This window comes from Streptomyces odontomachi (assembly GCF_024435355.1).
Classification (GTDB): Bacteria; Actinomycetota; Actinomycetes; order Streptomycetales; family Streptomycetaceae; genus Streptomyces; species Streptomyces odontomachi.
On the sequence record NZ_JAMJWG010000015.1, the window covers coordinates 69475 to 92523 of the forward strand.

Annotated in this window: 16 protein-coding genes; 14 read left to right on the forward strand and 2 right to left on the reverse strand. The window is 71.2% G+C overall.

Annotated elements, in window-relative coordinates:
* Window positions 1–321 precede the first annotated feature (321 nt).
* From rpsL to NQO67_RS27755, 7 genes are all read left to right on the forward strand, one after another.
* Window positions 322–693 carry a 30S ribosomal protein S12 gene (gene rpsL / locus NQO67_RS27725; RefSeq protein WP_003948652.1) on the forward strand — a complete coding sequence of 124 codons (372 nt, stop codon included), beginning with the start codon at window positions 322–324 and terminating at the stop codon, window positions 691–693.
* Between the two features lie 2 nt (window positions 694–695).
* Window positions 696–1166, forward strand: a complete 471-nt coding sequence (rpsG, locus tag NQO67_RS27730) for a 30S ribosomal protein S7 (protein WP_007384059.1) — start codon at window positions 696–698, stop codon at window positions 1164–1166.
* A 39-nt stretch (window positions 1167–1205) separates the two neighbouring features.
* Window positions 1206–3326, forward strand: a complete 2121-nt coding sequence (gene fusA, locus NQO67_RS27735) for an elongation factor G (RefSeq protein WP_255953022.1) — start codon at window positions 1206–1208, stop codon at window positions 3324–3326.
* Between the two features lie 163 nt (window positions 3327–3489).
* Complete coding sequence (gene tuf / locus NQO67_RS27740) at window positions 3490–4683, forward strand: elongation factor Tu (RefSeq protein WP_255953023.1); 1194 nt, start codon at window positions 3490–3492, stop codon at window positions 4681–4683.
* 226 nt (window positions 4684–4909) lie between these two features.
* Entirely contained in the window at window positions 4910–5944 is a 1035-nt protein-coding gene (locus NQO67_RS27745; RefSeq protein ID WP_255953024.1) for a zinc-dependent alcohol dehydrogenase family protein, read from the forward strand.
* 231 nt (window positions 5945–6175) lie between these two features.
* Entirely contained in the window at window positions 6176–9391 is a 3216-nt protein-coding gene (locus NQO67_RS27750; RefSeq protein WP_255953025.1) for a glycosyl hydrolase 115 family protein, read from the forward strand.
* 343 nt (window positions 9392–9734) lie between these two features.
* A complete protein-coding gene (locus tag NQO67_RS27755; protein ID WP_374119172.1) occupies window positions 9735–10832 on the forward strand; it encodes an endo-1,4-beta-xylanase in 1098 nt (365 codons plus the stop codon).
* A 122-nt stretch (window positions 10833–10954) separates the two neighbouring features.
* Here NQO67_RS27755 and NQO67_RS27760 read toward each other — a convergent pair whose 3' ends face one another.
* On the reverse strand, window positions 10955–11443 hold the full coding sequence (locus NQO67_RS27760; RefSeq protein ID WP_255953026.1) for a GNAT family N-acetyltransferase: 489 nt from the start codon (window positions 11441–11443) through the stop codon (window positions 10955–10957).
* Window positions 11444–11860: 417 nt separating this feature from the next.
* Here NQO67_RS27760 and NQO67_RS27765 point away from each other — a divergent pair, with 417 nt between their 5' ends.
* Window positions 11861–12814, forward strand: a complete 954-nt coding sequence (locus tag NQO67_RS27765; protein ID WP_255953158.1) for a LysR family transcriptional regulator — start codon at window positions 11861–11863, stop codon at window positions 12812–12814.
* Between the two features lie 302 nt (window positions 12815–13116).
* On the opposite strand, the gene NQO67_RS27770 is transcribed toward NQO67_RS27765, so the two are convergent.
* Window positions 13117–13944 carry a hypothetical protein gene (locus NQO67_RS27770; RefSeq protein ID WP_255953027.1) on the reverse strand — a complete coding sequence of 276 codons (828 nt, stop codon included), beginning with the start codon at window positions 13942–13944 and terminating at the stop codon, window positions 13117–13119.
* 243 nt (window positions 13945–14187) lie between these two features.
* Here NQO67_RS27770 and NQO67_RS27775 point away from each other — a divergent pair, with 243 nt between their 5' ends.
* The 6 genes from NQO67_RS27775 (at window position 14188) to NQO67_RS27800 (ending at window position 22859) form a co-directional block, all read left to right on the forward strand.
* Window positions 14188–15576, forward strand: coding sequence for a nitrate/nitrite transporter (locus NQO67_RS27775; protein WP_255953028.1), 1389 nt, complete (start codon window positions 14188–14190; stop codon window positions 15574–15576).
* 233 nt (window positions 15577–15809) lie between these two features.
* Window positions 15810–17174 carry a uroporphyrinogen-III synthase gene (locus tag NQO67_RS27780; RefSeq protein ID WP_255953029.1) on the forward strand — a complete coding sequence of 455 codons (1365 nt, stop codon included), beginning with the start codon at window positions 15810–15812 and terminating at the stop codon, window positions 17172–17174.
* 354 nt (window positions 17175–17528) lie between these two features.
* Entirely contained in the window at window positions 17529–18272 is a 744-nt protein-coding gene (locus tag NQO67_RS27785) for a CGNR zinc finger domain-containing protein (protein ID WP_255953030.1), read from the forward strand.
* 282 nt (window positions 18273–18554) lie between these two features.
* Window positions 18555–19058 carry a sigma-70 family RNA polymerase sigma factor gene (locus NQO67_RS27790; protein WP_255953159.1) on the forward strand — a complete coding sequence of 168 codons (504 nt, stop codon included), beginning with the start codon at window positions 18555–18557 and terminating at the stop codon, window positions 19056–19058.
* Entirely contained in the window at window positions 19055–19927 is an 873-nt protein-coding gene (locus NQO67_RS27795) for an anti-sigma factor family protein (RefSeq protein ID WP_255953031.1), read from the forward strand. The genes NQO67_RS27790 and NQO67_RS27795 overlap by 4 nt, the downstream gene beginning before the upstream one ends.
* Window positions 19928–20264: 337 nt before the next feature.
* A complete protein-coding gene (locus NQO67_RS27800) occupies window positions 20265–22859 on the forward strand; it encodes a HelD family protein (protein WP_255953160.1) in 2595 nt (864 codons plus the stop codon).
* The last annotated feature ends 190 nt before the right edge of the window (window positions 22860–23049 follow it).

Genomic DNA, 23049 nt, shown 5'->3' on the forward strand with positions numbered 1-23049 from the left:
TCGGAGAGGGGAATGAACCGGTGAACCCCGGCGTTACCACTGCGGTCGGCGGGTCCGGGTGCCGGCCCCCGACGTGCCCCCATCAGCGCAGCGTATTCGTTTTGACCCAGCTCGACGACCTGGGTACGCTCAGACCTTGTGCCTGGGGTGTGCCCTGGCCCTCGCGCGTGCCTTCAAACCGCGTGGGGAGCCTGATTCGGCCGCCGCAATCTGTGCCCTTCCCGCCTTGCTGGGGAAGTATGCAGCATTCGACACACCCGACCGCGTGGGTCGGCGAAGTTCCAGGTTAGCTTTACTCGGCACACAGAAACCGGAGAAGTAGTGCCTACGATCCAGCAGCTGGTCCGCAAGGGCCGGCAGGACAAGGTCGAGAAGAACAAGACGCCCGCACTGGAGGGTTCCCCCCAGCGTCGCGGCGTCTGCACGCGTGTGTTCACGACCACCCCGAAGAAGCCGAACTCGGCCCTGCGTAAGGTCGCGCGTGTGCGTCTGACCAGCGGGATCGAGGTCACGGCCTACATTCCAGGTGAGGGGCACAACCTGCAGGAGCACTCCATCGTGCTCGTGCGCGGCGGCCGTGTGAAGGACCTGCCGGGTGTTCGCTACAAGATCATCCGAGGTTCGCTTGACACCCAGGGTGTGAAGAACCGCAAGCAGGCTCGCAGCCGCTACGGCGCCAAGAAGGAGAAGTAAGAATGCCTCGTAAGGGCCCCGCCCCGAAGCGCCCGGTCATCATCGACCCGGTCTACGGCTCTCCTCTGGTGACCTCCCTCATCAACAAGGTGCTGCTGAACGGCAAGCGCTCCACCGCAGAGCGCATCGTCTACGGCGCCATGGAAGGGCTGCGCGAGAAGACCAGCAACGACCCGGTCATCACTCTCAAGCGCGCCCTGGAGAACATCAAGCCGACCCTCGAGGTCAAGTCCCGCCGAGTCGGTGGCGCGACCTACCAGGTCCCGGTCGAGGTCAAGCCGGGCCGCGCCAACACGCTGGCGCTGCGCTGGCTGGTCGGCTACTCGCGCGCTCGCCGTGAGAAGACCATGACCGAGCGCCTGCTGAACGAGCTGCTCGACGCCTCCAACGGCCTCGGTGCAGCCGTGAAGAAGCGCGAGGACACGCACAAGATGGCCGAGTCCAACAAGGCCTTCGCGCACTACCGCTGGTAGTCGCAGACCCCATCGAGAACCGAGAGAAGACTGAGCCTTATGGCCACCACTTCGCTTGACCTGGCCAAGGTCCGCAACATTGGGATCATGGCCCACATCGACGCGGGCAAGACGACGACCACCGAGCGGATTCTGTACTACACCGGCGTTTCCTACAAGATCGGCGAAGTCCACGATGGCGCTGCCACCATGGACTGGATGGAGCAGGAGCAGGAGCGTGGCATCACGATCACGTCTGCTGCCACCACCTGTCACTGGCCGCTCGAAGACGTCGACAACACCATCAACATCATCGACACCCCGGGCCACGTCGACTTCACGGTCGAGGTGGAGCGCTCGCTGCGCGTCCTCGACGGTGCGGTGACGGTGTTCGACGGCGTCGCCGGTGTCGAACCGCAGTCCGAGACCGTGTGGCGTCAGGCGGACCGCTACGGCGTGCCGCGTATCTGCTTCGTCAACAAGCTGGACCGCACCGGTGCCGAGTTCCACCGTTGCGTCGACATGATCAGCGACCGCCTCGGTGCGGTGCCCCTGGTCATGCAGCTGCCGATCGGCGCCGAGGCCGACTTCAAGGGTGTCGTGGACCTGGTCCGCATGAAGGCGCTCGTGTGGTCCGCCGAGACCGCGCTCGGTGAGGCGTACGACATCGTCGACATCCCGGACACGCACCAGGAGGCCGCCGAGGAGTACCGCGGCAAGCTCCTGGAGTCCGTCGCCGAGAACGACGAAGAGATGATGGAGCTGTACCTGGAGGGCCAGGAGCCCACCGAGGAGCAGCTGTACGCGGCGATCCGCCGCGTCACCATCGAGTCGGGCAAGAGCGACGGCATCACGGTCACGCCCGTGTTCTGCGGCACCGCGTTCAAGAACAAGGGTGTCCAGCCGCTGCTCGACGCCGTGGTGCGCTACCTTCCCTCGCCGCTCGACATCGAGGCCATCGAGGGCCACGCGGTGAACGACCCCGAGGCGATCGTCCGCCGCAAGCCGTCCGATGACGAGCCGCTCTCCGCGCTCGCCTTCAAGATCGCGAGCGACCCGCACCTCGGCAAGCTCACCTTCGTCCGGGTCTACTCCGGCCGGCTCACCACCGGCTCCCAGGTGCAGAACCCGATCAAGGGCAAGAAGGAGCGCATCGGCAAGATCTACCGCATGCACGCGAACAAGCGTGAGGAGATCGAGTCGGTGGGCGCCGGCGACATCGTCGCCGTCATGGGCCTGAAGCAGACCACCACCGGTGAGACGCTCTCCGACCCGGCGAACCAGGTCATCCTGGAGTCGATGGACTTCCCGGCGCCGGTGATCGAGGTCGCCATCGAGCCCAAGTCCAAGAGCGACCAGGAGAAGCTGGGCATCGCGATCCAGCGCCTGGCCGAGGAGGACCCGTCCTTCCGCGTCAAGACCGACGAGGAGACCGGGCAGACGATCATCGCCGGCATGGGCGAGCTGCACCTCGACGTGCTGGTCGACCGCATGAAGCGCGAGTTCCGCGTCGAGGCGAACGTCGGCAAGCCGCAGGTCGCCTACCGCGAGACGCTGCGCCGGACGGTCGAGAAGCTGGACTACACGCACAAGAAGCAGACCGGTGGTTCCGGTCAGTTCGCGAAGGTCCAGATCTCCCTCGAACCGCTCGACGGCGACGGCTACGAGTTCGAGAACAAGGTCACCGGTGGCCGTATCCCGCGGGAGTACATCCCGTCCGTGGACGCGGGCTGCCAGGAGGCCATGGAGTTCGGCGTGCTCGCCGGCTACCCCCTGACGGGCGTCCGGGTGATCCTCCTCGACGGTGGCTACCACGAGGTCGACTCCTCCGAGATGGCCTTCAAGATCGCCGGTTCGATGGCCTTCAAGGAGGCCGCCCGCAAGGCCTCCCCGGCCCTGCTCGAGCCGATGATGAAGGTCGAGGTGACCACCCCCGAGGACTACATGGGTGACGTCATCGGCGACATCAACTCCAGGCGTGGTCAGATCCAGTCCATGGAGGACCGTGCCGGTGCCAAGCTCGTCACGGGCCTGGTCCCGCTGTCGGAGATGTTCGGCTACGTCGGCGACCTCCGCAGCAAGACGTCGGGGCGCGCAAGCTACTCGATGCAGTTCGACTCCTACGCCGAGGTTCCGCGGAACGTCGCCGAGGAGATCATCGCGAAGGCCAAGGGCGAGTAAGCAGGCCGAGACGGCCCTCTACACGTTTTAGGCTTGACTCCGGAGGTCCCGGGGCATTCCTCCGCAATAGTGGCGGAATGTCCCATGGCCCCGGGCTTTCCAGCAAAGATCACCTGGCGCCGATGAAGTAAGGCGTACAGAACCACTCCACAGGAGGACCCCAGTGGCGAAGGCGAAGTTCGAGCGGACTAAGCCGCACGTCAACATCGGCACCATCGGTCACATCGACCACGGTAAGACCACTCTTACCGCTGCGATCACCAAGGTGCTGCACGACGCGTTCCCGGACATCAACGAGGCCTCGGCCTTCGACCAGATCGACAAGGCTCCTGAAGAGCGCCAGCGCGGTATCACCATCTCCATCGCGCACGTCGAGTACCAGACCGAAGCGCGTCACTACGCCCACGTCGACTGCCCCGGTCACGCGGACTACATCAAGAACATGATCACCGGTGCCGCCCAGATGGACGGCGCGATCCTGGTGGTCGCCGCGACCGACGGCCCGATGCCGCAGACCAAGGAGCACGTGCTCCTGGCCCGCCAGGTCGGCGTGCCGTACATCGTCGTCGCCCTGAACAAGGCCGACATGGTCGACGACGAGGAGATCCTGGAGCTCGTCGAGCTCGAGGTCCGTGAGCTCCTCTCCGAGTACGAGTTCCCCGGCGACGACGTACCCGTCGTCAAGGTCTCCGCTCTGAAGGCCCTGGAGGGCGACAAGGAGTGGGGCGAGTCCGTCCTCAACCTGATGAAGGCTGTGGACGAGTCCATCCCGGAGCCGGAGCGCGACGTCGACAAGCCGTTCCTGATGCCGATCGAGGACGTCTTCACGATCACCGGTCGTGGCACCGTCGTCACCGGTCGTATCGAGCGTGGCATCCTCAAGGTCAACGAGACCGTGGACATCATCGGCATCAAGCCGGAGAAGACCACCACCACGGTCACCGGCATCGAGATGTTCCGCAAGCTGCTCGACGAGGGCCAGGCCGGTGAGAACGTCGGTCTGCTGCTCCGCGGCATCAAGCGCGAGGACGTCGAGCGCGGCCAGGTCATCATCAAGCCGAACTCGGTCACCCCGCACACGGAGTTCGAGGCGCAGGCGTACATCCTGTCGAAGGACGAGGGCGGTCGCCACACCCCGTTCTTCAACAACTACCGCCCGCAGTTCTACTTCCGTACCACGGACGTGACCGGTGTGGTGAGCCTCCCCGAGGGCACCGAGATGGTCATGCCGGGCGACAACACCGAAATGACCGTCGAGCTGATCCAGCCCGTCGCCATGGAGGAGGGCCTGAAGTTCGCCATCCGTGAGGGTGGCCGGACGGTGGGCGCCGGCCAGGTCACGAAGATCGTCAAGTAAGCACCGCTTACCTGAAGGTCATCTGACCACGGCTCGTTCCGAGAGCTGAAGGGCCCGTACGACTTCGGTCGTACGGGCCCTTTGTCGTGCGCCGGGTCGTGAGCCGGGGCGTGCGTCCCGCCGTCCGTCGGTGCCGTGGACCTGTTTCAGACGGTGGGGGATGGAACCCGCGCAGGGGGGATGTGCACGACCGCCAGACCATCGGATCCACTCTGGAAGATGTCTCATGCGAGCGACCCTGATATACGGAGCCGGCGACGTACGCGTGGAAGACGTGCCCGACCCGAAGATCCTTGAGCCCACGGACGCCCTGGTGCGCGTGGTGCGCTCCTGTGTCTGCGGCAGCGACCTGTGGCCGTACGGCGCCAGGCCCACCACCGAGCACGGTGACCGGATCGGGCACGAGTTCCTCGGCGTGGTCGAGGAGACCGGCTCGGACGTCTCCGACCTCAAGCGGGGCGACGTCGTGGTAGCCCCGTTCGTCTGGTCGGACAACACCTGCGACTTCTGCCGGGAGGGCCTGCACACCTCGTGCCGGCACGGCGGCATGTGGGGCGCCGAGGACGTCGACGGTGGTCAGGGCGAGGCGGTGCGGGTGCCGCTGGCCGAGGGCACGCTGGTGAAGCTGCCCGTCGGCGAGGACTCCGACCTGCTGCCGAGCCTGCTCACGCTGTCCGACGTGTTCCCCACGGGCTATCACGCCGCGGTCAAGGGCGGCGTCGGGCCGGGCACCGACGTCACGGTGATCGGGGACGGTGCCGTCGGCGTGTCGGCGGTGCTCTCCGCCCGACGGCTCGGGGCGGAGCGGATCGTCCTGATGGGCCGGCACCGGGACCGCACCGACCTCGGCCGGGACTTCGGTGCCACCGACGTGGTCGCCGAACGGGGTGCGGAGGGTGTCGCGAAGGTCCATGAGCTGACCGGCGGCGACGGCACGCACGTGGTGCTGGAATGCGTCGGCCTGCTGCCCGCCGTGGAAACCGCGATCGCCGTGGTCCGCGACGGCGGCACGATCAGCCGGGTCGGCGCCCCGCAGTACGAGCAGGTGCCCATGGGCTTCCCGGAGTTCTTCCGGAACCTCACCCTCACCGGTGGCGTCGCGCCGGCCCGCGCGTACATCGAGGAACTGCTGCCCGACGTCCTGGAGGGGAAGATCGAACCGGGTCGGGTCTTCGACCGGACCATCGGTCTGGAGGAGGTACCGGACGGCTACCGCGCGATGGCGGACCGGGAGGCGCTGAAGGTCATGATCCGCCCGTGAGGCGGCGGTTCGTGCGTGCGGCCACGGTCCGTTGGGGCCCTGAGGGCACGCCAGGGCCCGGGGCGAACCGTCCCGGAGGTCGGGCACGCAGGTGACGGACCCCGCGGCAGTCTGTCCCTGATCGAAATATTTTCGTTCTGAACCACCCATTGTTTCGGCGAATTTTCCGAACCAAGATATGCCACGACCGAGAGGTGACTCGCGGTCACGCACGTGAACGAAGGAGTGGTCATGGACAGGCATCTCGACCGGCGGCCCAGCCGAAGAACGGTCATCGGGGCGGGCGCAGCGGGCGCCCTGGCCCTGGGGGCCCTCGGCACGGTCCCCGGCCTGTCCGGCACCGCGCACTCCGCCCCGTACGACGGCGCGGGCGCGGGCGCGCAGCGGCCCACGGACTTCGGCTCGTACGTGTCGTTCACCCCGCGCCCCGGCGCCTTCACCCTCGCGCACGGCCGGACCACCACCCCGCTCGTCGTGAGCGACGCCGACCACGCGGGCGTGCGCCGTGCGGTGGGCGATCTACGGGACGACATCGAGCGTGTGACGGGCGCCCGACCGGTCGTCGAGCGGACGGCGAAGGGCGTCGAGGCTCCGAAAGGTTCCGCGGCGCGCGCCCGGCAGATCACGATCATCGGCACCCTCGGACAGAGCCCCCTCGTGGACGGGCTAGTGGCAGCCGGGAAGCTGGACGTCAGCGGCATCCAGGGCCGGTGGGAGACCTCGCTCCAGACCGTTGTCGAGTCCCCGATGGACGGCGTGGACCAGGCCTTCGTGATCGTGGGCAGCGACCAGCGCGGCACCATCTTCGGCATCTACGACGTCAGCCTCGGCATCGGCGTCTCCCCCTGGTACTGGTGGGACGACGTCAAGCCGGTCAGGCGCACCGCGCTCTACATCCTGCCGGGCCGGCACACCCAGGGCACCCCGGCCGTGCAGTACCGCGGCTTCTTCATCAACGACGAGGCGCCGGCGCTGGCCACCTGGGCACCCGGCTACTTCGGCCCGGGCAAGGCCGAAGGGCACGCGGACGGCTTCAACGCCGCCTTCTACGCCAAGGTCTTCGAGCTGATGCTGCGCCTGAAGGCGAACTACCTGTGGCCGGCCGTCTGGGGCCGGGCCTTCGCCGAGGACGACCCGGAGAACCACGCACGCGCCACCGAGTACGGCATCGTCATGGGCACCTCGCACGAGGCACCCATGATGCGCGGCATCGAGGAGTGGAACCGCCACGCGGTGGCCGCGGTACGCGACAAGGACGGCACCGTCGTCACCCCCGGCCACGACCCGTACGGCGGCACCGGCGAGTGGTCCTTCCGCAACAACGCCGACGCGCTCAAGCAGTACTGGCGCGACGGCATCCAGCGGATGGTCGACCAGGGCTTCGAAGGCGTCGTGACGCTCGGCATGCGCGGCAACGGCGACACCAGCCTGCCCGACGGCGACGGCATCGACCTGATGAAGGAGATCATCGCCACCCAGCGGCAGATCCTCGCCGACGTCACCGGCAAGGACCCCGCGACCATCCCCCAGGTGTGGACCCTCTACAAGGAGGTGCAGCGCTACTGGGACCGCGGCCTGCGCGCCCCGGACGACGTCACCGTCGTGCTCACCGACGACAACTGGGCCAACATCCGCAAGCACCCCGACCCCGCGGAGCCCGCCCGCTCCGGTGGCTACGGCCTGTACTACCACTTCGACTACGTCGGCGCCGGCCGCAACTACAAGTGGGTGGACACCGCGTCGCTGCCGAACGTCTGGGACGAGCTGCGCCAGGCCGTCGCCTACGGCAACCAGGGCCTGTGGGTCGTCAACGTCGGCGACCTCAAGGGCAACGAGCTGCCCACCCAGTTCTTCCTCGACTACGCCTGGAGCCCCGAACGCTGGGACGTGACGGAGCTGCCCGCCTGGGAACAGCGCTACGCGCGGCAGAACTTCGGTGAGGCACAGGCCCCGGCCATCGCCGCCGTGCTCGCCGAGTACGGCCGGCTCCAGGCGCGCCGCAAGCCCGAGCTGCTCAACCGCAAGATCACCCTGGACCCGGCCAAGGACCCCGCCACGGACCAGTCGGCGATCAGCAACGACGACCAGGCCACCCCGTTCTCGCTCACCTCGCACCGCGAGCTGGAGCGGGTCACCGAGGAGTGGCGGCACCTGGCGAAGAAGGCCGACGACATCGCCCGCCACCTGCCGCGCGACGCCCAGGACGCCTGGTACGAACTGGTCGGCTACGAGGTCCAGGCCACCGCCAACCTGTATGCGCTGCGCGAGGCGGAGTTCACCAACCTGCACTATGCCGGGCAGGGCCGGGCCGCCACCAACGACCTGGCCGCCCGGGCCGAGGCCGGCCTGCAACGCGACTTCGACCTGGCCGAACGCTTCAACACCAGGATCGCGGGCGGCAAGTGGCGCGGCTTCCAGACCCAGCCGCACATCGACTACGGCGACGTGGCCCGCTACGGCCCGGACGCGTCCTGGCAGCAGCCGCAGATCGACAACAAGGCCATTCCGGACGTGCTGTTCCCGGCGGTCAAGAAGATCGACCTGCCCGCCACGGCCGATCTCGGCGTCGCGATCGACGGCTCACCCGACTGGTGGCCGGATGCCGAGGGCCGACCGGTCCTGCCGGTCTTCAGCCCCTACCAGACACGCGCCGACCAGTACATCGAGGTCTTCAACCGGGGCAGCCGCCCGTTCGCCTACCGCATCGAGCCGTCCGTGCCGTGGATCACGGTGTCGCCCGCCCACGGCACCGTCGAGCAGCAGGTCAGGGCGATCGTCACGGTCGACTGGGCGAAGGCGCCGCAGGGCAGGACCGAGGCCGACCTCGTCGTGCACGGCCCGGACGGCGCGATCGTCACCGTCACCGCGGTCGCCGACCGGCCGAAGGCGAGCGGGCTGCGCGGCTTCGTCGAGGCCGGCGGCTACATCGCCATCGACGCCGAGCACGCCACCCGCACGGTCGGGGCGCACGGCATCATCTGGCAGCGCATCGACGGGATCGGCCGCACCGGCGCCGCCGGGCTCACCCCCGTCCCCGTCACCGCGCCGCAGCAGACCCCCGGCGGCTCCGCACCGCACCTGGAGTACGAGGTCAGCGTGCTGACCCCCGGCGAGCTCACCGTGTGGGCGTACCTGTCGCCACGCAACCCGACCCTCGGCCGTGCGGGCCTGCGGTACGCGGTCTCCTTCGACGACGACGCCCCGCAGACCGTCGACATCATCACCGCCACCGGCTCCGACGACGGCGTGATGAACCGGGGATGGGCCCGCAACACCTCGGACAACGTCAACCTGACCGCCACCCGGCACACCGTCGCCACGGCGGGCGTGCACCGGCTGACGTTCTGGATGGTCGATCCGACGGTGGTGCTGCAACGCCTCGTCGTCGACACCGGCGGCCTCGAGCCGACGTATCTCGGGCCCCTGGAAAGCCACCGGGTGCACTGAGAGAACAGGTCAGCGTCCGGACGGCCGCAGCCCGCCCCCGTCCCGGCCGACGGACGCCGCCCGGGGACCGGGCACTGCACTGCCCGGTCCCCGGGCCCCCGGACCGGGCCGGCGGAATCTCGCCCCTGACCGCCGGTCCGACCGCGGCGGCCGGTACCGACCCAGCCCCAATGGGCCGGTGCCGGCCGCAGCGGACCCCCCGCCACGGCCACGGTCGCCCAGCGCGTCCGCGGCCGGCCCGGCCGGGCACGCCCGGCCCCAGCAAGCCCCGCCCCCCACGACCCACCGGGACGTCCCCCCGACCTCCCGGTGCCCGGATCACTGACCCACCGAAAGGCCAGACATGAAACTTGGGCGCAGGGCCACCACCACACTCGCGCTGCTCGGCACGACCGTCCTGATGACGGCCGTGCAGACGGTGTCCGCGCAGGCGCATGACGCCTCGCTGCGGGACCTGGCGAAGCAGCGCGGCATCCGCATCGGCACCGCCGTGAACGTCGACGCGCTCGCCGACGACAGCCAGTACGCGTCGGTGGTGGGCGACCAGTTCAACTCGGTGACCGCCGAGAACGTCATGAAGTGGGAGACCGTCGAGCCCTCGCCGGGCACCTTCGACTTCGCCCCCGCCGACACCCTCGTCCGCTACGCCGCCCGGCACCACCAGGAGGTGCGCGGCCACACCCTGCTCTGGCACAACCAGCTCCCCGGCTGGCTCACCGACGGCGTGGCCGACGGCTCGATCACGGCCGACGACCTCCGCGACATCCTGCACCGGCACATCACGGCCGAGGTCAGCCACTTCAAGGGCAAGATCTACCAGTGGGACGTGGTCAACGAGGTACTGAACGAGGACGGCACCCTGCGCGACTCGATCTGGTCCCAGAAACTGGGCGATTCGTTCATCGCGGACGCCTTCCGCTGGGCGCACCAGGCCGACCCGCACGCCAAGCTCTTCCTGAACGACTACAACATCGAAAGCAAGGGCGCGAAGTCCGACGCCTACTACGACCTGGTGAAGCGGCTGCGCGCGCAGGGCGTGCCGATCGACGGCGTCGGCTTCCAGGGCCACCTGGACATCCAGTACGACTTCCCGTCCGACCTCGCCGACAACATGGCGCGCTTCGACGCCCTCGGCCTGGCGACCTCCGTCACCGAGGCCGACGTCCGCATCCCGCTGCCCGCCGACGAAGCCGACCTGACGCGCCAGGCGTCCGACTACTCCGGCATGCTCGCGGCCTGCCTGGCCACCGAGCACTGCACGTCGTTCACCGTCTGGGGCTTCACCGACGCCTACTCCTGGGTGCCCGGCACCTTCGAGGGCGAGGGCGCGGCGAACCTCTACGACGAGAGCTACCAGCCCAAGCCCGCGTACACCGCCGTCGCCGACACGCTGGCCAAGCAGCGCCCGGGTCACGGGCACCACGGTGGGCACCGGCACTGACCCGGGCGGGGGCGCGAGCCCCCGAACCCGTTCGGCAGCGCCGGCGGGCACTCGCCCCTGACCGCCGACCCGCCGCCGGCCGGCACCGGTCCCACGTCCTCAAGGACCGGTGCCGGCCGCTTCTACAGCACGCGGAACGAGATCCAGACGTCCGGCGGCAGCTCCGGCCGCCCCGGCACCGGGCGGCGCTCCTCGGTCCAGGCGTCCCCGGCCAGCTCGGTCGCCACCCGCCGCCAGAAGCGCACCGCGCCCTCGTTGCGGTCCTGGAAGGCCACGTCCCAGGCACCCGGATGGCGGACCAGGACCTGCTGGACCGCCCGCAGCCCGTACCCGGCCCGGCGTGCCCCGCGCACGACGAAGAAGCCGTTCAGCACGCTGACCGGGGCGGTCAGCGCCCGTAGGAAGGTGAACCCGGCCGGGTGGGGGCCCAGCATCAGCAGATACCCGGCCCAGTCGGGATCGTCGCTGAGCACGGACTCCAACCATTCGCTGCGGTAGGTGCCGTCCGGGTTCGGCAACTTGTCGTGGAACTCGGCCATGTCATGCCGGAACATCAGCCAGAGCCGCTCCAACACGGGGCGGTCGGCCGGCGTGATGCGGCGGATGGTCATGTTTCCCGGCCCGGACGTGGGTCCGGGCGCGGGCGTGGGTGCTGGTTGGGGCGCTGGCTTGGGCGCTGGCTTGGGCACGGGGTCTCCGTAAGCGGTTCAGATGGCGGACGATCAGGCACCGGGCGGGCGTCTGCGGCACCCGTCCCGGACACCCGTCCCGGACATCAAAAAAGCCTCCCGGGGCGGAAGGATCCCGCCGGGAGGCTTGACTCCGGTAAACATATCAGGTCGCCCGCACGGTGGACCGGCCGGTACCCCGTGCCGCCACGGCCGCCGCGTACCGTGGTCGTCGTGCGCGCAGACCCCGCCCCACCCGTCGAACCCGGATCCGAGGCCACCGCTGCCGGCCCCGGCCCGGAGCAGGCACGCGCCGGGGAGCAGGATCGCGGGGCGCAGCAGCGCGGCCCGGACACCCGGCTGCTGGGCGCCTTCGTCGCGGTCGCCGAGGAACTCCACTTCACCCGGGCCGCCGCCCGGCTCTACGTCGCCCAGCAGGCGCTCAGCCGGGACGTGCGGCGCCTGGAGCGCGAGCTGGGCGTGGAGCTGTTCCTGCGGACCACCCGGCAGGTGACGCTGACGCCCGACGGCGAGCGGCTGCTGCCGTATGCGCGGCGGGTGCTCCAGGCACAGGACGAACTGCTCGCCGCGTGTGCGCCGGCCGCCCGCCCGCTGCTCGTCGACCTCAACAGCCCCGGACTCATCGGCCACCGCATCCTGGACGAGGCACGCGCACGCATCCCCGACCGCGAGCTGATGGCGCGCTACGAGAGCGGCCTGACGGGCGCCGCCGCGAAGCTGCTCGACGGGCGCCTCGACGCCTCGTTCGGACGGTACGCGGGCCTGGACGCCGACCTGCGTGCCCGGTTGGCGCAGCAGCCGGTGCGCTTCGAACCGATGGCGATCCTGCTGCCCGCCGACCACCCGCTGGCCGAGCTGGAGCACGTGCCGCTCGGTGCGCTGGCGGGCGAGCGGGTGTACGCGGGCGCGGGCAACCCCGGTACCCGCGAGTGGACCGATCTCGCGCAGCGGCTCTTCGCTGGTCGCGGCGTCGCGGTCGCACCGCCGGTGCCGCTCGCCATCGGCGTCGACGAGTTCCGTCGTGTCATGGCGAAGAACCGGATGCCGGTACTGGCCGTCCGGGACTTCCCGGCCATCCCCGACACGATCCTCCGCCCGCTCGTCGACCCCGTACCCCTCTCCCCCCTGTCCCTCGTGTGGCGCCACGGCCTGAAACATCCGGCCCTCGACGCACTGCGCGCCGCGGCGACGGCGCTCGCGAACGCGGAGGGGTGGCTTTTCCTTCCGCAGGGGGCGTGGCTTCCGCCGGAGGACCGGCTTGCGATGGGGTGCGGATCGTCGGACGCACGGTGACAAGTTTGGGCACGAAGTGCCCACCTATAAGGGGCGCGGGGAACTGCGCGAGCAACCCACCACCGGCCGGTGGTCCGGACGGGACAGAAACAGCCCCTTTGGGGCGGTGGCGATCCGACGGTCTCGTCGGGGCTTGTCGCGCAGTTCCCCGCGCCCCTTATCCGTGGGCACTTCGTGCCCAGATGTGCAGGGGGAGGGGGCGGCCCGCCGCCCCCGTCGTGGTCGCCGTCGACCGCGACGGGCGCCGGCGCCGGCAGGCGCCACCGGTACCCAGGGGCACCGGCGCTGCCCCTAGGAACCGCTCACGCGCACTTGCCGGACAGCCAGTTCTTGTAGTCCGGCGTCCAGCTCGTAGCCACCCGCTTGGGGCCCTTGTCCAGGCTGGCCTGCCAACTCGCGGCGTTGCCGGACCACGAGGGCGGCGGCTCCTCCCACGGCACGGTGTCCGGCCAGTCGGGGGCGCCCCCGAGGACGTTGGGGAAGGTGCCGGCGGCCACCCGGGCCTTGAGGGCGGCCGCGATGTCCGCGTCATGGGAGTAGACGGTGATCGGCTGGCTCTGGTAGCGCTCGGTGACCGGGTCGGTGATCTCGCTCCAGGCCTTGGCCCGCACCGCGGCCGAGCCGTCGATCAGGAACTTGTGGGTCTCCTTCTTGATCTCCAGTTCGGCGTAGGCGCCCTTGGACTTGACGTGGTCCAGCCACTGCCGCAGCGAGTACACGCCCTCACCCTTGTAGGGGCCCCACTGGAGGGTGCGGCCGAGGAGCTTGTCGGTGCCGCCGTCCCAGTAGATGTCCGTGATGTTCTTGCTGGTGCCGCTGAGGCCGTGGGTGGTGGTGTTGTGCCACATCACGGCCTTGCCGCTGACACTGCCGTCGCTGCCCACCGCGACCTTGGTCAGCTGGACGTCCGCCTCGAAGCCGCCGGAGCCCTGGGCGACCAGGCTGTCGATGGCCTTGTAGTTGTTCGGCGCCCGCAACTGGTCGCGGTCCCACGGGTTCGCGCCGGTCGGATAACCGCCGTGACTGACGATGACGGGACACGCGGGGAGCGCCGCCGCGTCACCGGCGGGAACCGTCACCAGCGCGCCGGCCGCCAGGGCTCCGGCGGCCAGGTATCTGCCGAATTTCATGGGTGTCAGCCCTTCTGGACGGGAGAAAAGCCGTGGCGCGCGGAACGCTACGCGCGTCAAGTCGCGGAGGGAAGGGCGGAGTTCGTGGCGGTGTCCCGGGTGGCCGGGGGCCGTCCTCACCCACCGTGCGGCCCGCACGTGAGAGCAACGTTCCGCGCCGGTCACCGCGCGCCACAGGGCCGAAATCCGCCGTCCCTACCGTCGGTACCCACCACCCGAAGATCGTGGAGGCGGAGGCGGGAGATGAGTTCGACGAAAACCCACATCACAGGCCGTTGGATCGACGTGTGGGATCCGGAGGACGACGGGTTCTGGAAGGCGTCCGGGGAGCGGATCGCACGGCGCAACCTGTGGTTCTCCGTGCTCTGCGAGCACATCGGCTTCTCCGTGTGGAGCATGTGGTCGGTCCTGGTGCTCTTCATGGGCCCCGAGTACGGCATCGATCCGGCCGGGAAGTTCTTCCTGGCGTCCATGGCGACGCTGGTCGGCGCCGTCGTACGGGTGCCGTACGCGTTCGCCGTGGCACGGTTCGGCGGGCGGAACTGGACGGTGTTCTCGGCGTCCCTGCTGCTGGTTCCGGCGATCGTCGCGTTCTGGGCGATGCGGCCCGGCACGCCGTACGGGGTGTTCCTGCTGTGCGCGATGCTCTCCGGCGTCGGCGGCGGGAACTTCGCCTCGTCGATGACGAACATCAACTCCTTCTTCCCGCTGCGCAAGAAGGGCTGGGCGCTGGGCCTGAACGCGGGCGGCGGCAACGTGGGCGTGGCCGTGGTCCAGCTCGCCGGGCTCGCCGTGATCGGCGCGGCGGGCGGGCCGCGGGTGCTGATCGGGGTCTACCTGCCCGCCATCGTGCTCGCCACCGGCTGCGCCGTGCTGTTCATGGACAACCTCACCACGGTGCAGGACGACACGGGCGCGGCGAAGGAGGCGGCACGCGACCGGCACACCTGGATCATGTCGCTGCTGTACATCGGCACCTTCGGCTCGTTCATCGGATACAGCTTCGCCTTCGGCCTGGTGCTCCAGACGCAGTTCGGGCGCACCCCGTTGCAGGCCGCCTCGATCACCTTCCTCGGGCCGCTGCTCGGCTCCCTGATCCGGCCGGTCGGCGGCCGGCTCGCCGACCGGTACGGCGGGGCCCGCATCACGCTGTGGAACTTCGTCGCGATGGCCGCCGCCACCGGTGTCGTGGCGCTGGCGTCCGTGACGGCGTCGCTGGCGCTGTTCACCGTGGCGTTCCTCGTGCTGTTCGTGCTGTCGGGGCTCGGCAACGGCTCCACGTACAAGATGATCCCCGGCATCTTCCAGGCGAAGGCCCAGGCCCGCGGCCTGACCGGGCAGGAGGCGGCGGCCTACGGGCGGCGGCTGTCGGGGGCGGCCATGGGGTTGATCGGTGCGGTCGGCGCGCTCGGCGGTCTCGGCATCAACCTCACCTTCCGGCAGTCCTTCCAGACCGCGGGCACCGGCACCGCCGCGTTCTTCGGCTTCCTCGCCTACTACGCCGTCTGCTACGTCACGACCTGGGCCGTGTACCTGCGCCGGCCGGCCGCTGCCGGCGCCGGTGCGGCGCACCCGGCTGAGCAGGGCGATCCTGCCGGGCAGGAGCCACGGCTGGACTACGCGGAGGTGTGAGACACCGCGTCGTACGCACACCCCTGCGACGGGTGACGTAACACGGCGGACATCATGGTGATCCGAGCCTGTCACGGCACATTGGCAGGCTCGGCCTCCACAACGGCTGGGGGCACTCCCCACTGCCCTGGACAGACGTGGGAGGGGCCCCCTCCCACGCCCCCGGACAGATGGGGGAGGGCAGGGTGGGGACGAGCTTGCAGCCGACGAGACCACGGGACGCGGGACGAGCCATGAAAGACCTGAAGCGGACCGGCCGACCGGGGGAGAGCGAAGAGAGCGAGGAGGGCGCACCGGACACATCGGCGGGCACGTCGGCGGACACATCGGCCGGCACGTCGGCCAGCACGTCGGCGGGCACGGCCCGCACGCCGGAGCAGTCGTCGGCGGACATGCCGCGCACGCCCGAGCAGTCGCCCGCGGGCGCGCCGGCGGAGGCGTCGACGAACGGCACCGCCGGAGCGACGGGAGCGCACGCGCCGCTCGCCGGGTTCACCGTCGGCGTGACCGCGGCACGCCGCGCGGAAGAACTCGGGGCGCTGCTGGAACGGCGCGGCGCCGCCGTGCTGCACGCCCCCGCACTGCGCATCGTGCCGCTCGCCGATGACAGCGAACTGCTCGCCGCGACCGAGGAACTGCTCGACCGCCCGCCCGACGTGGTGGTCGCCACCACGGCGATCGGCTTCCGCGGCTGGATCGAGGCCGCCGACGGCTGGGGCCTGGGCGAGGCCCTGCTCGCCCGGCTGCGCGGTGTGGAACTGCTGGCCCGCGGGCCCAAGGTCAAGGGCGCGGTGCGGGCCGCCGGCCTGACGGAGGAGTGGTCACCCTCGTCGGAGTCGATGGCCGAGCTGCTCGACCGGCTGCTGACCCAGGGCGTCGACGGGCGGCGCGTCGCCGTCCAACTGCACGGCGAACCGCTGCCCGGCTTCGTCGAGTCACTGCGTGCCGGGGGAGCCGATGTCATCGGGGTACCGGTGTACCGGTGGATGCCGCCGGCCGACCTCGGGCCTGTCGACCGGCTGCTGGACGCGACGCTGGCCCGCGGTGTCGACGCGTTGACGTTCACCAGCGCGCCCGCCGCGACCTCGCTGCTGCGCCGCGCCGAGGAGCGCCGCCAACTGCCCGAACTGCTCGCCGCCCTCCAGCACGAGGTGCTGGCCGTCTGCGTCGGCCCGGTCACCGCGACCCCGTTGCAGGAACACGGCGTCGAGACCGTGCAGCCGGAGCGCTTCCGGCTCGGCCCGCTCGTCCAGCTGCTCTGCCAGGAGCTGCCGGCCCGCGCCAAGACGCTGCCGCTCGCCGGCCACCGGGTCGAGATCCGCGGCCACGCGGTCCTCGTCGACGACGTGCTGCGGCCCGTGCCGCCCGCGGGCATGGCCCTGTTGCGGGCCCTGGCGCGCCGCCCCGGCTGGGTGGTGGCACGCGCCGACCTGCTGCGTGCGTTGCCCGGCGCGGGGCGCGACGAGCATGCCGTGGAAACCGCCATGGCGCGGCTTCGCACCGCCCTCGGTGCGCCCAAGCTCATCCAGACGGTGGTCAAACGGGGGTATCGGCTGGCGCTGGACACGGCCACGGACGACAAGTACGCGGACGCGTAGCGGCTGCGCGCCGGTCCGGCGCCCTTCACCTGCCGGTGAGGGAGGCGACAGGGGGTGCCCCCTGGGGGCGGTGACGGCCTGACCCGTCTCGTCGTGGCTGGTCGCGCAGTTCCCCGCGCCCCTGAAAAGGGCGCGGGGCTGTGTCGATATGCGCCTCCGCCGCGTGGGCGCGACCAGCCCCCACCGGGCAGGTGATCCGGACACAAACAGCAGCAACCCCTTCGGGGCGGCGGCGCGGCGGGCGGCCAACAAACAACGCGTCAGGGCCGCCCGGCGGGTTCCGAGGAGGGGGTCGGGCGGGCACTGTAGAGGGAGGGCAGACACACCGAGCACCCACAAGGCGGTGACAGGCTCATGTCCACGGGCGCCCTTGGTACCACCTCGGCCTCCCACGACCTCCGATTCGACTCCGGACGCATCTGTCTGGATCTGTTGGCCACTTCGCACCCCGAGGAGCGGCTGGATTCGGTGGTGCGGCTGCGCGCCTGGTGCAGAGGGGAGGGGCTGGTCCCGCCACCGGCCGGCGTCGCGGCCTCGGGGGACCCGGGCCGGCCTGGCGTGAGCTCCGGTTCGGGACAGGGCGGTGCACGCGCGAACGGTCGTGGCGCGCGGCAGGCGCGACCGGGAGGGGGCGCGCGGGGTCCGGTCGGGTCCCGTCCGGTGCCGCTCGTGCTGCCCGCCGCCACCACCCTCTGGGTCGTCGCCTTCCGAGCGCTGCGGGGGAACATCGGGCAGCTGGTACGCGGTGAGCTGGACGGCCGGCCGGCGACGGCGGCCCTGGAGTACGTCAACGCGCTGGCCCGCCAGGCGCCGCCGGCGCTCTGCGCGGTGCGCGCCGGTGACGGCACCCTGGTCCGCGCCCTGCAAGCCGACCCCGGCTGCGCCGAACTGCTCGCCCTGCTCGCCCGGGACACCGTCGACCTGCTCACCGACCCGGAGGAACGCGGGCGGCTGCGCCGTTGCGAGGGCGACAACTGCCCGTTGATCTACATCGACACCTCACGCGGTCGCAGACGCCGCTGGTGCTCCAGCGGAGCCTGCGGCAACCGCGAACGGGTGGCCCGCCACCGCCGCCGCGCGGCCCTCGCCAGGGCCTAGGCGTATTGGAACCCGTTCGTTCGGATCACCCGCCAGAATTTCTGCTCGGCGAAGTGAACGCCCACGCCCGGCGCTGCGTACCCCCCGTCGTACCGGAGACGACCCCGGGGCGGAAGGACGCCGGTGGTGGGCGTGCGCAAGAATGCGGCCGTGGCCGATGAACGCCCGTCCAGTCCGCCGGTCCCGCCGCAGGTGGGCCCGGCGGGAGCCGGCCTGCCGACCGTCCCCGCCCAGTCTCCGGGCCGCCCATCCCCCACCCGACCGCCGGAGCAGGAGTCAGAGCTGGACGAGGAGCTGGTGCGTGCCCTGTACGAGGAGCACGCGGGACCCCTGTTCGCCTTTGTGCTGAGACTGGTCGCCGGAGACCGCCAGCGCGCCGAGGACGTCGTGCAGGAAACGCTGATCCGCGCGTGGAAGAACGCGGATCAGCTGCACCGTGCGACCGGTTCCGTACGGCCCTGGCTGGTGACCGTCGCCCGGCGCATCGTCATCGACGGGCACCGTCGCAGCCAGGCCCGGCCGCAGGAGGTCGACTCGGCGCCGCTGGAGGCAGTCGCGGCTCCCGACGAGATCGACAAGGCGCTGTGGCTGATGACGCTCTCCGACGCGCTCGACGCGCTCACCCCTGCGCACCGTGACGTCCTCGTCGAGACCTTCTTCAAAGGGCGTACGGTCAACGAGGCGGCGGAAAAGCTCGGCATCCCCAGCGGAACGGCCCGGTCACGGGTGTTCTATGCGCTGCGGTCGATGAAGCTCGTGCTGGAGGAACGGGGGGTGACGTCATGACGACGTATGGACCGGATGAACCGGGCGTCGCCCACTCCCTGGACGCTCCCACGGACGACAGCATCCACGAGGCGGTCGGCGCCTACGCCATCGGCGTGCTGGAGCCCGCCGACGCGACCGCGTTCGAAGAGCACCTGGCGGGCTGCGAGCGGTGCGCCGACCAGCTGGAGGAGCTGGTCGGGATGGGGCCGCTGCTGGCCGCCATGGCCGATCTGCCGGTGGCGGAGGATACGCCGGCCAACGCGCCGGCGGACGCCGCATCCGACGCCCCCCGTTCCCGTGACCATGTCGCCGAGCTTGTCGCCCGGCCCGCGCCCCGGCTCGCCGAGCGCCTGATGGTGGACCTGGCCGCGCACCGCAGACGGCGGCGCAGGCGTGCGCGCTACGTGCTGGCAGCGGTGGCGGCGCTGATCATCGCTGGCCCGCTGACCACTCTGGCCGTCGAGGGCGGCGCCGGCACGTCGACCCCGGCCACGGCCGACAGCGTCGCCTTGCAGCACATGCCGCACAAGGTGAGCGCCACCAACGCGGAGACGAAGGTCAGCGCGACCATCGGCTTCGAGCACGAGACATGGGGCACCGACACCGTGCTGGAGCTGACGCACGTGCGGGGCCCGCTGAAGTGCGAGCTGATCGCCGTGGGCACGGACGGCTCCCGCGAGACCATGTCCAGCTGGTCCGTGTCCCAGTGGGGCTACGGCATCCCGGACAGCACCTGGCCCGGCTCCAAGGACCCGCTCTACGTGCACGGGTCCACCGCCCTGGACGGCAAGCACCTGGACCATTTCGAGGTGCGGACGTTCGACGGCAAGGAGCTGGTGTCGGTGGACGCACAGCGGGCCGGCGCGCATCGGTCGGACGCGCAGTGAGGCCGTGCCGGGTCCGTGACCCAGGTCGGTGACCGCGTGCCGGCCACGGCCGGACGCGCCGCGCGTGGCGGCCCGTGCGCGCCGCTTGGGGGATGTTCCGGAGGTCGGTGCGCATATGCGCGCACCATCGCGTACGGTGGACGGCTGCCCAAGCACGTAGAAGGGGGTCTCGGTGGCCGCGCAGGAAGCCGTCGATCCAAACGCTCCGGTCGGTCCGTCCGGTCCGCCCGGTACGTCCCGCCCGTCCGTCGTGGCCGGGGCGTCCCACGCGTCCCCCGCCGCCGCGCCCACCGCCGCCGCCGGGTCCGGTGACGCGGCCGGTACCGGTGCGACGGCCGTGGCGACGGACTCCGTGCGGGACCGCGAGATCGCCGCCGAGCAGCGGCACCTGGACCGTGTCTACCACCGCCTCGAGGAGAAGATCCACGAGGCGGAGTTCCTGATGCGGGACGCCGCACAGCGCGGCCACGTCGGCACGCCCGGCGCGCTCGCCGAGCGCGATGCGCAGGTCTTCCGCGCCGGCGTCCACCTGAACCGGCTCAACAACGAGTTCGAGGACTTCCTGTTCGGCCGCATCGACCTGCTGGCCGGCAAGGACGGCAGCAAGGGCGCGGACGGCGCCTACACCGCCGTCGAACCGGCCGACGGCGCGGTGCGCACCGAGACCGGCGCCGACGGAACCGAACGCGCCCACGCGGACATCGCCGAAACACTCCACATCGGCCGCATCGGCGTGCTCGACGCCGACTACGCGCCGCTCGTCATCGACTGGCGTGCGCCCGCCGCCGCGCCCTTCTACCGCTCCACGCCGGTCGACCCCGGCCGGGTGGTGCGCCGCCGTGTCATCCGCTCCAAGGGCCGCCGGGTGCTCGGTGTGGAGGACGACCTCATGCGGCCGGAGCTGACCGCGCACGACGCGGACGGCCACGAGCTGCCGGTGGTCGGCGACGGTGCGCTGATGGCCGCGCTCGGACGGGCACGCGGGCACACCATGCACGACATCGTCGCCTCGATCCAGGCCGAGCAGGACCGGGTGATCCGGGCGCCCGCCGCGTCCATCACCCATGTCGAGGGCGGCCCCGGCACCGGCAAGACCGCGGTGGCCCTGCACCGCGCCGCGTACCTCCTCTACCAGGACCGCCGTCGCTACTCCGGCGGCATCCTGATCGTCTCCCCGACGCCGCTGCTGGTCGCCTACACCGAAGGCGTGCTGCCGTCCCTCGGCGAGGAGGGCCAGGTCGCCATCCGCGCGGTCGGCTCGCTCCACGAGGGCGTCGAGGCCACGCTCTACGACACCCCGGCGGTGGCCCGCGTCAAGGGCTCGGCCCGCATGGTGAAGGTGCTGCGCAAGGCGGCACGCGGCGCCCTGGACCTCCCCCCGGCCGGGAGCCCCCGGGCCGCCCTCACGACCGCGTCCGCCGCCCGGCAGCCGGTCACCGTCGGCGGGCACGCCCCCGAAGGCGACGAGCAGCCGTCACAGCCGCGTATCCCCAGCCGCCTCCGCGTGGTCGCCTTCGGCCGCCGCCTGGAGCTCGAAGCGGACGAGCTGGCCCGGATCCGCCGCACCGCCCTGAACGGCACCGCCCCGGTCAACCTGCTGCGCCCGCGCGCCCGCCGGCTCCTGCTGGACGCGCTGTGGGCGAAGTCCGGCGCCGCCGGGCGGCACGACGACCCGGAGCTCGCCGCCGAGCTGCGCTCCTCCTTCGACGAGGACATCTCCTTCGAGGACGATTTCCTCGCCTTCCTGGACGCCTGGTGGCCCGAGCTGACCCCGGCCGCCGTGCTCGCCGCGATGGCCGACGAGAAGCGCCTCGGCCGCTGGTCCCGGCGCGTGCTGAACCCGGGCGAGGTCCGCAGGGTCGCCCGCTCCCTGACCCGCGAGGGACACACCGTCCACGACGTGGCCCTGCTGGACGAGCTCCAGGCGGTGCTCGGCACCCCGGCACGCCCCGCCAGGCAACGCGAGGCCGACCCGCTCGACCAGCTCACCGGCCTGGACGAGTTGATGCCGACCGGCTGGTCGAACGGCGAGAGCAGCCGCGAGCGCGCCGAGCGCCTCGCACGCGAACGCACCGAGTACGCCCACGTCATCGTCGACGAGGCGCAGGACGTCACCCCGATGCAGTGGCGCATGATCGGCCGCCGCGGCCGGCACGCGACCTGGACCGTGGTCGGCGACCCGGCCCAGTCGTCCTGGTCCGACCCGGAGGAGGCGGCCCAGGCACGTGACGAGGCCCTGGGGAGCCGTCCGCGTCGCTCGTTCACCCTCACCGTCAACTACCGCAACCCGGCCGAGATCGCCGAGCTGGCGGCGAAGGTGCTGGCCCGGGCCATGCCGGGCGCCACGGCGCCGTCCGCGGTACGCACGACGGGCGTGCACCCGCGGTTCGCGGTGGCCGGGCGGACGGTGCCGGACGCCGCCGTGACCGAAGTCACCGTGACGGACGCTCCGGTGGCCGACGCTCCGGTGGCCGGTGCGACGGCGCGGGGTGCGGCCGAGGGCAGGGCCGCACGCGGTGACCGCCGGCTCGCGGCCACCGTGCGGGCCGAGGCGGCGCGGCTGCTCGACGAGGTGGACGGCACGGTCGGCGTGGTGGTCGCCATGCACCGCCGAGAGCAGGCGGCCCGCTGGCTGGCCGGCCTCGGTGACCGCGTGGTCCCGCTGGGCAGCCTGGAGGCCAAGGGCCTCGAGTACGACGCGGCGATCGTGGTCTCGCCCGCGGAGCTCGCCGGCGAGGGGCCCTGGGACGTCGCGGCTGCCCGCAAGTCCCCGGCCGCCGGCGACGGGAGCCGTGCGGGCCTGCGGGGGCTCTACGTGGCGCTGACCCGCGCGACGCAGCGGCTCACGGTGATCGCCACGGACCGCGACGAACCGGACGCGGACGGCGTGCCGGAACTGCTCAGGGCCCGACCGGAGCCGCTCGGGGACTGAACCGGAGCTGCTCGGGGGCCGAAGCGGAGCCGCTCGGCCGACGTTGATCAGGACATGTTCGCGACATGCCCCTCTATGGCGTTCGTATGGTGTTTCCCGCGCGGGAAGTGCCGTACCCCGATCGTTTGTTACCGTGGACGTGGCACCGGCCCGATCCAAGCCCCCGGGCCCAACCATCGTCGCTACGAGC

Coding starts and splice junctions, on each gene's coding strand:
- rpsG (WP_007384059.1), top strand. CDS start 696: ATGCCTCGTAAGGGCCCCGCCCCGAAGCGCCCGGTCATCATCGACCCG.
- fusA (WP_255953022.1), top strand. CDS start 1,206: ATGGCCACCACTTCGCTTGACCTGGCCAAGGTCCGCAACATTGGGATC.
- NQO67_RS27745 (WP_255953024.1), top strand. CDS start 4,910: ATGCGAGCGACCCTGATATACGGAGCCGGCGACGTACGCGTGGAAGAC.
- NQO67_RS27750 (WP_255953025.1), top strand. CDS start 6,176: ATGGACAGGCATCTCGACCGGCGGCCCAGCCGAAGAACGGTCATCGGG.
- NQO67_RS27755 (WP_374119172.1), top strand. CDS start 9,735: ATGAAACTTGGGCGCAGGGCCACCACCACACTCGCGCTGCTCGGCACG.
- NQO67_RS27760 (WP_255953026.1), bottom strand. CDS start 11,443: ATGACCATCCGCCGCATCACGCCGGCCGACCGCCCCGTGTTGGAGCGG.
- NQO67_RS27770 (WP_255953027.1), bottom strand. CDS start 13,944: ATGAAATTCGGCAGATACCTGGCCGCCGGAGCCCTGGCGGCCGGCGCG.
- NQO67_RS27775 (WP_255953028.1), top strand. CDS start 14,188: ATGAGTTCGACGAAAACCCACATCACAGGCCGTTGGATCGACGTGTGG.
- NQO67_RS27780 (WP_255953029.1), top strand. CDS start 15,810: ATGAAAGACCTGAAGCGGACCGGCCGACCGGGGGAGAGCGAAGAGAGC.
- NQO67_RS27785 (WP_255953030.1), top strand. CDS start 17,529: ATGTCCACGGGCGCCCTTGGTACCACCTCGGCCTCCCACGACCTCCGA.
- NQO67_RS27795 (WP_255953031.1), top strand. CDS start 19,055: ATGACGACGTATGGACCGGATGAACCGGGCGTCGCCCACTCCCTGGAC.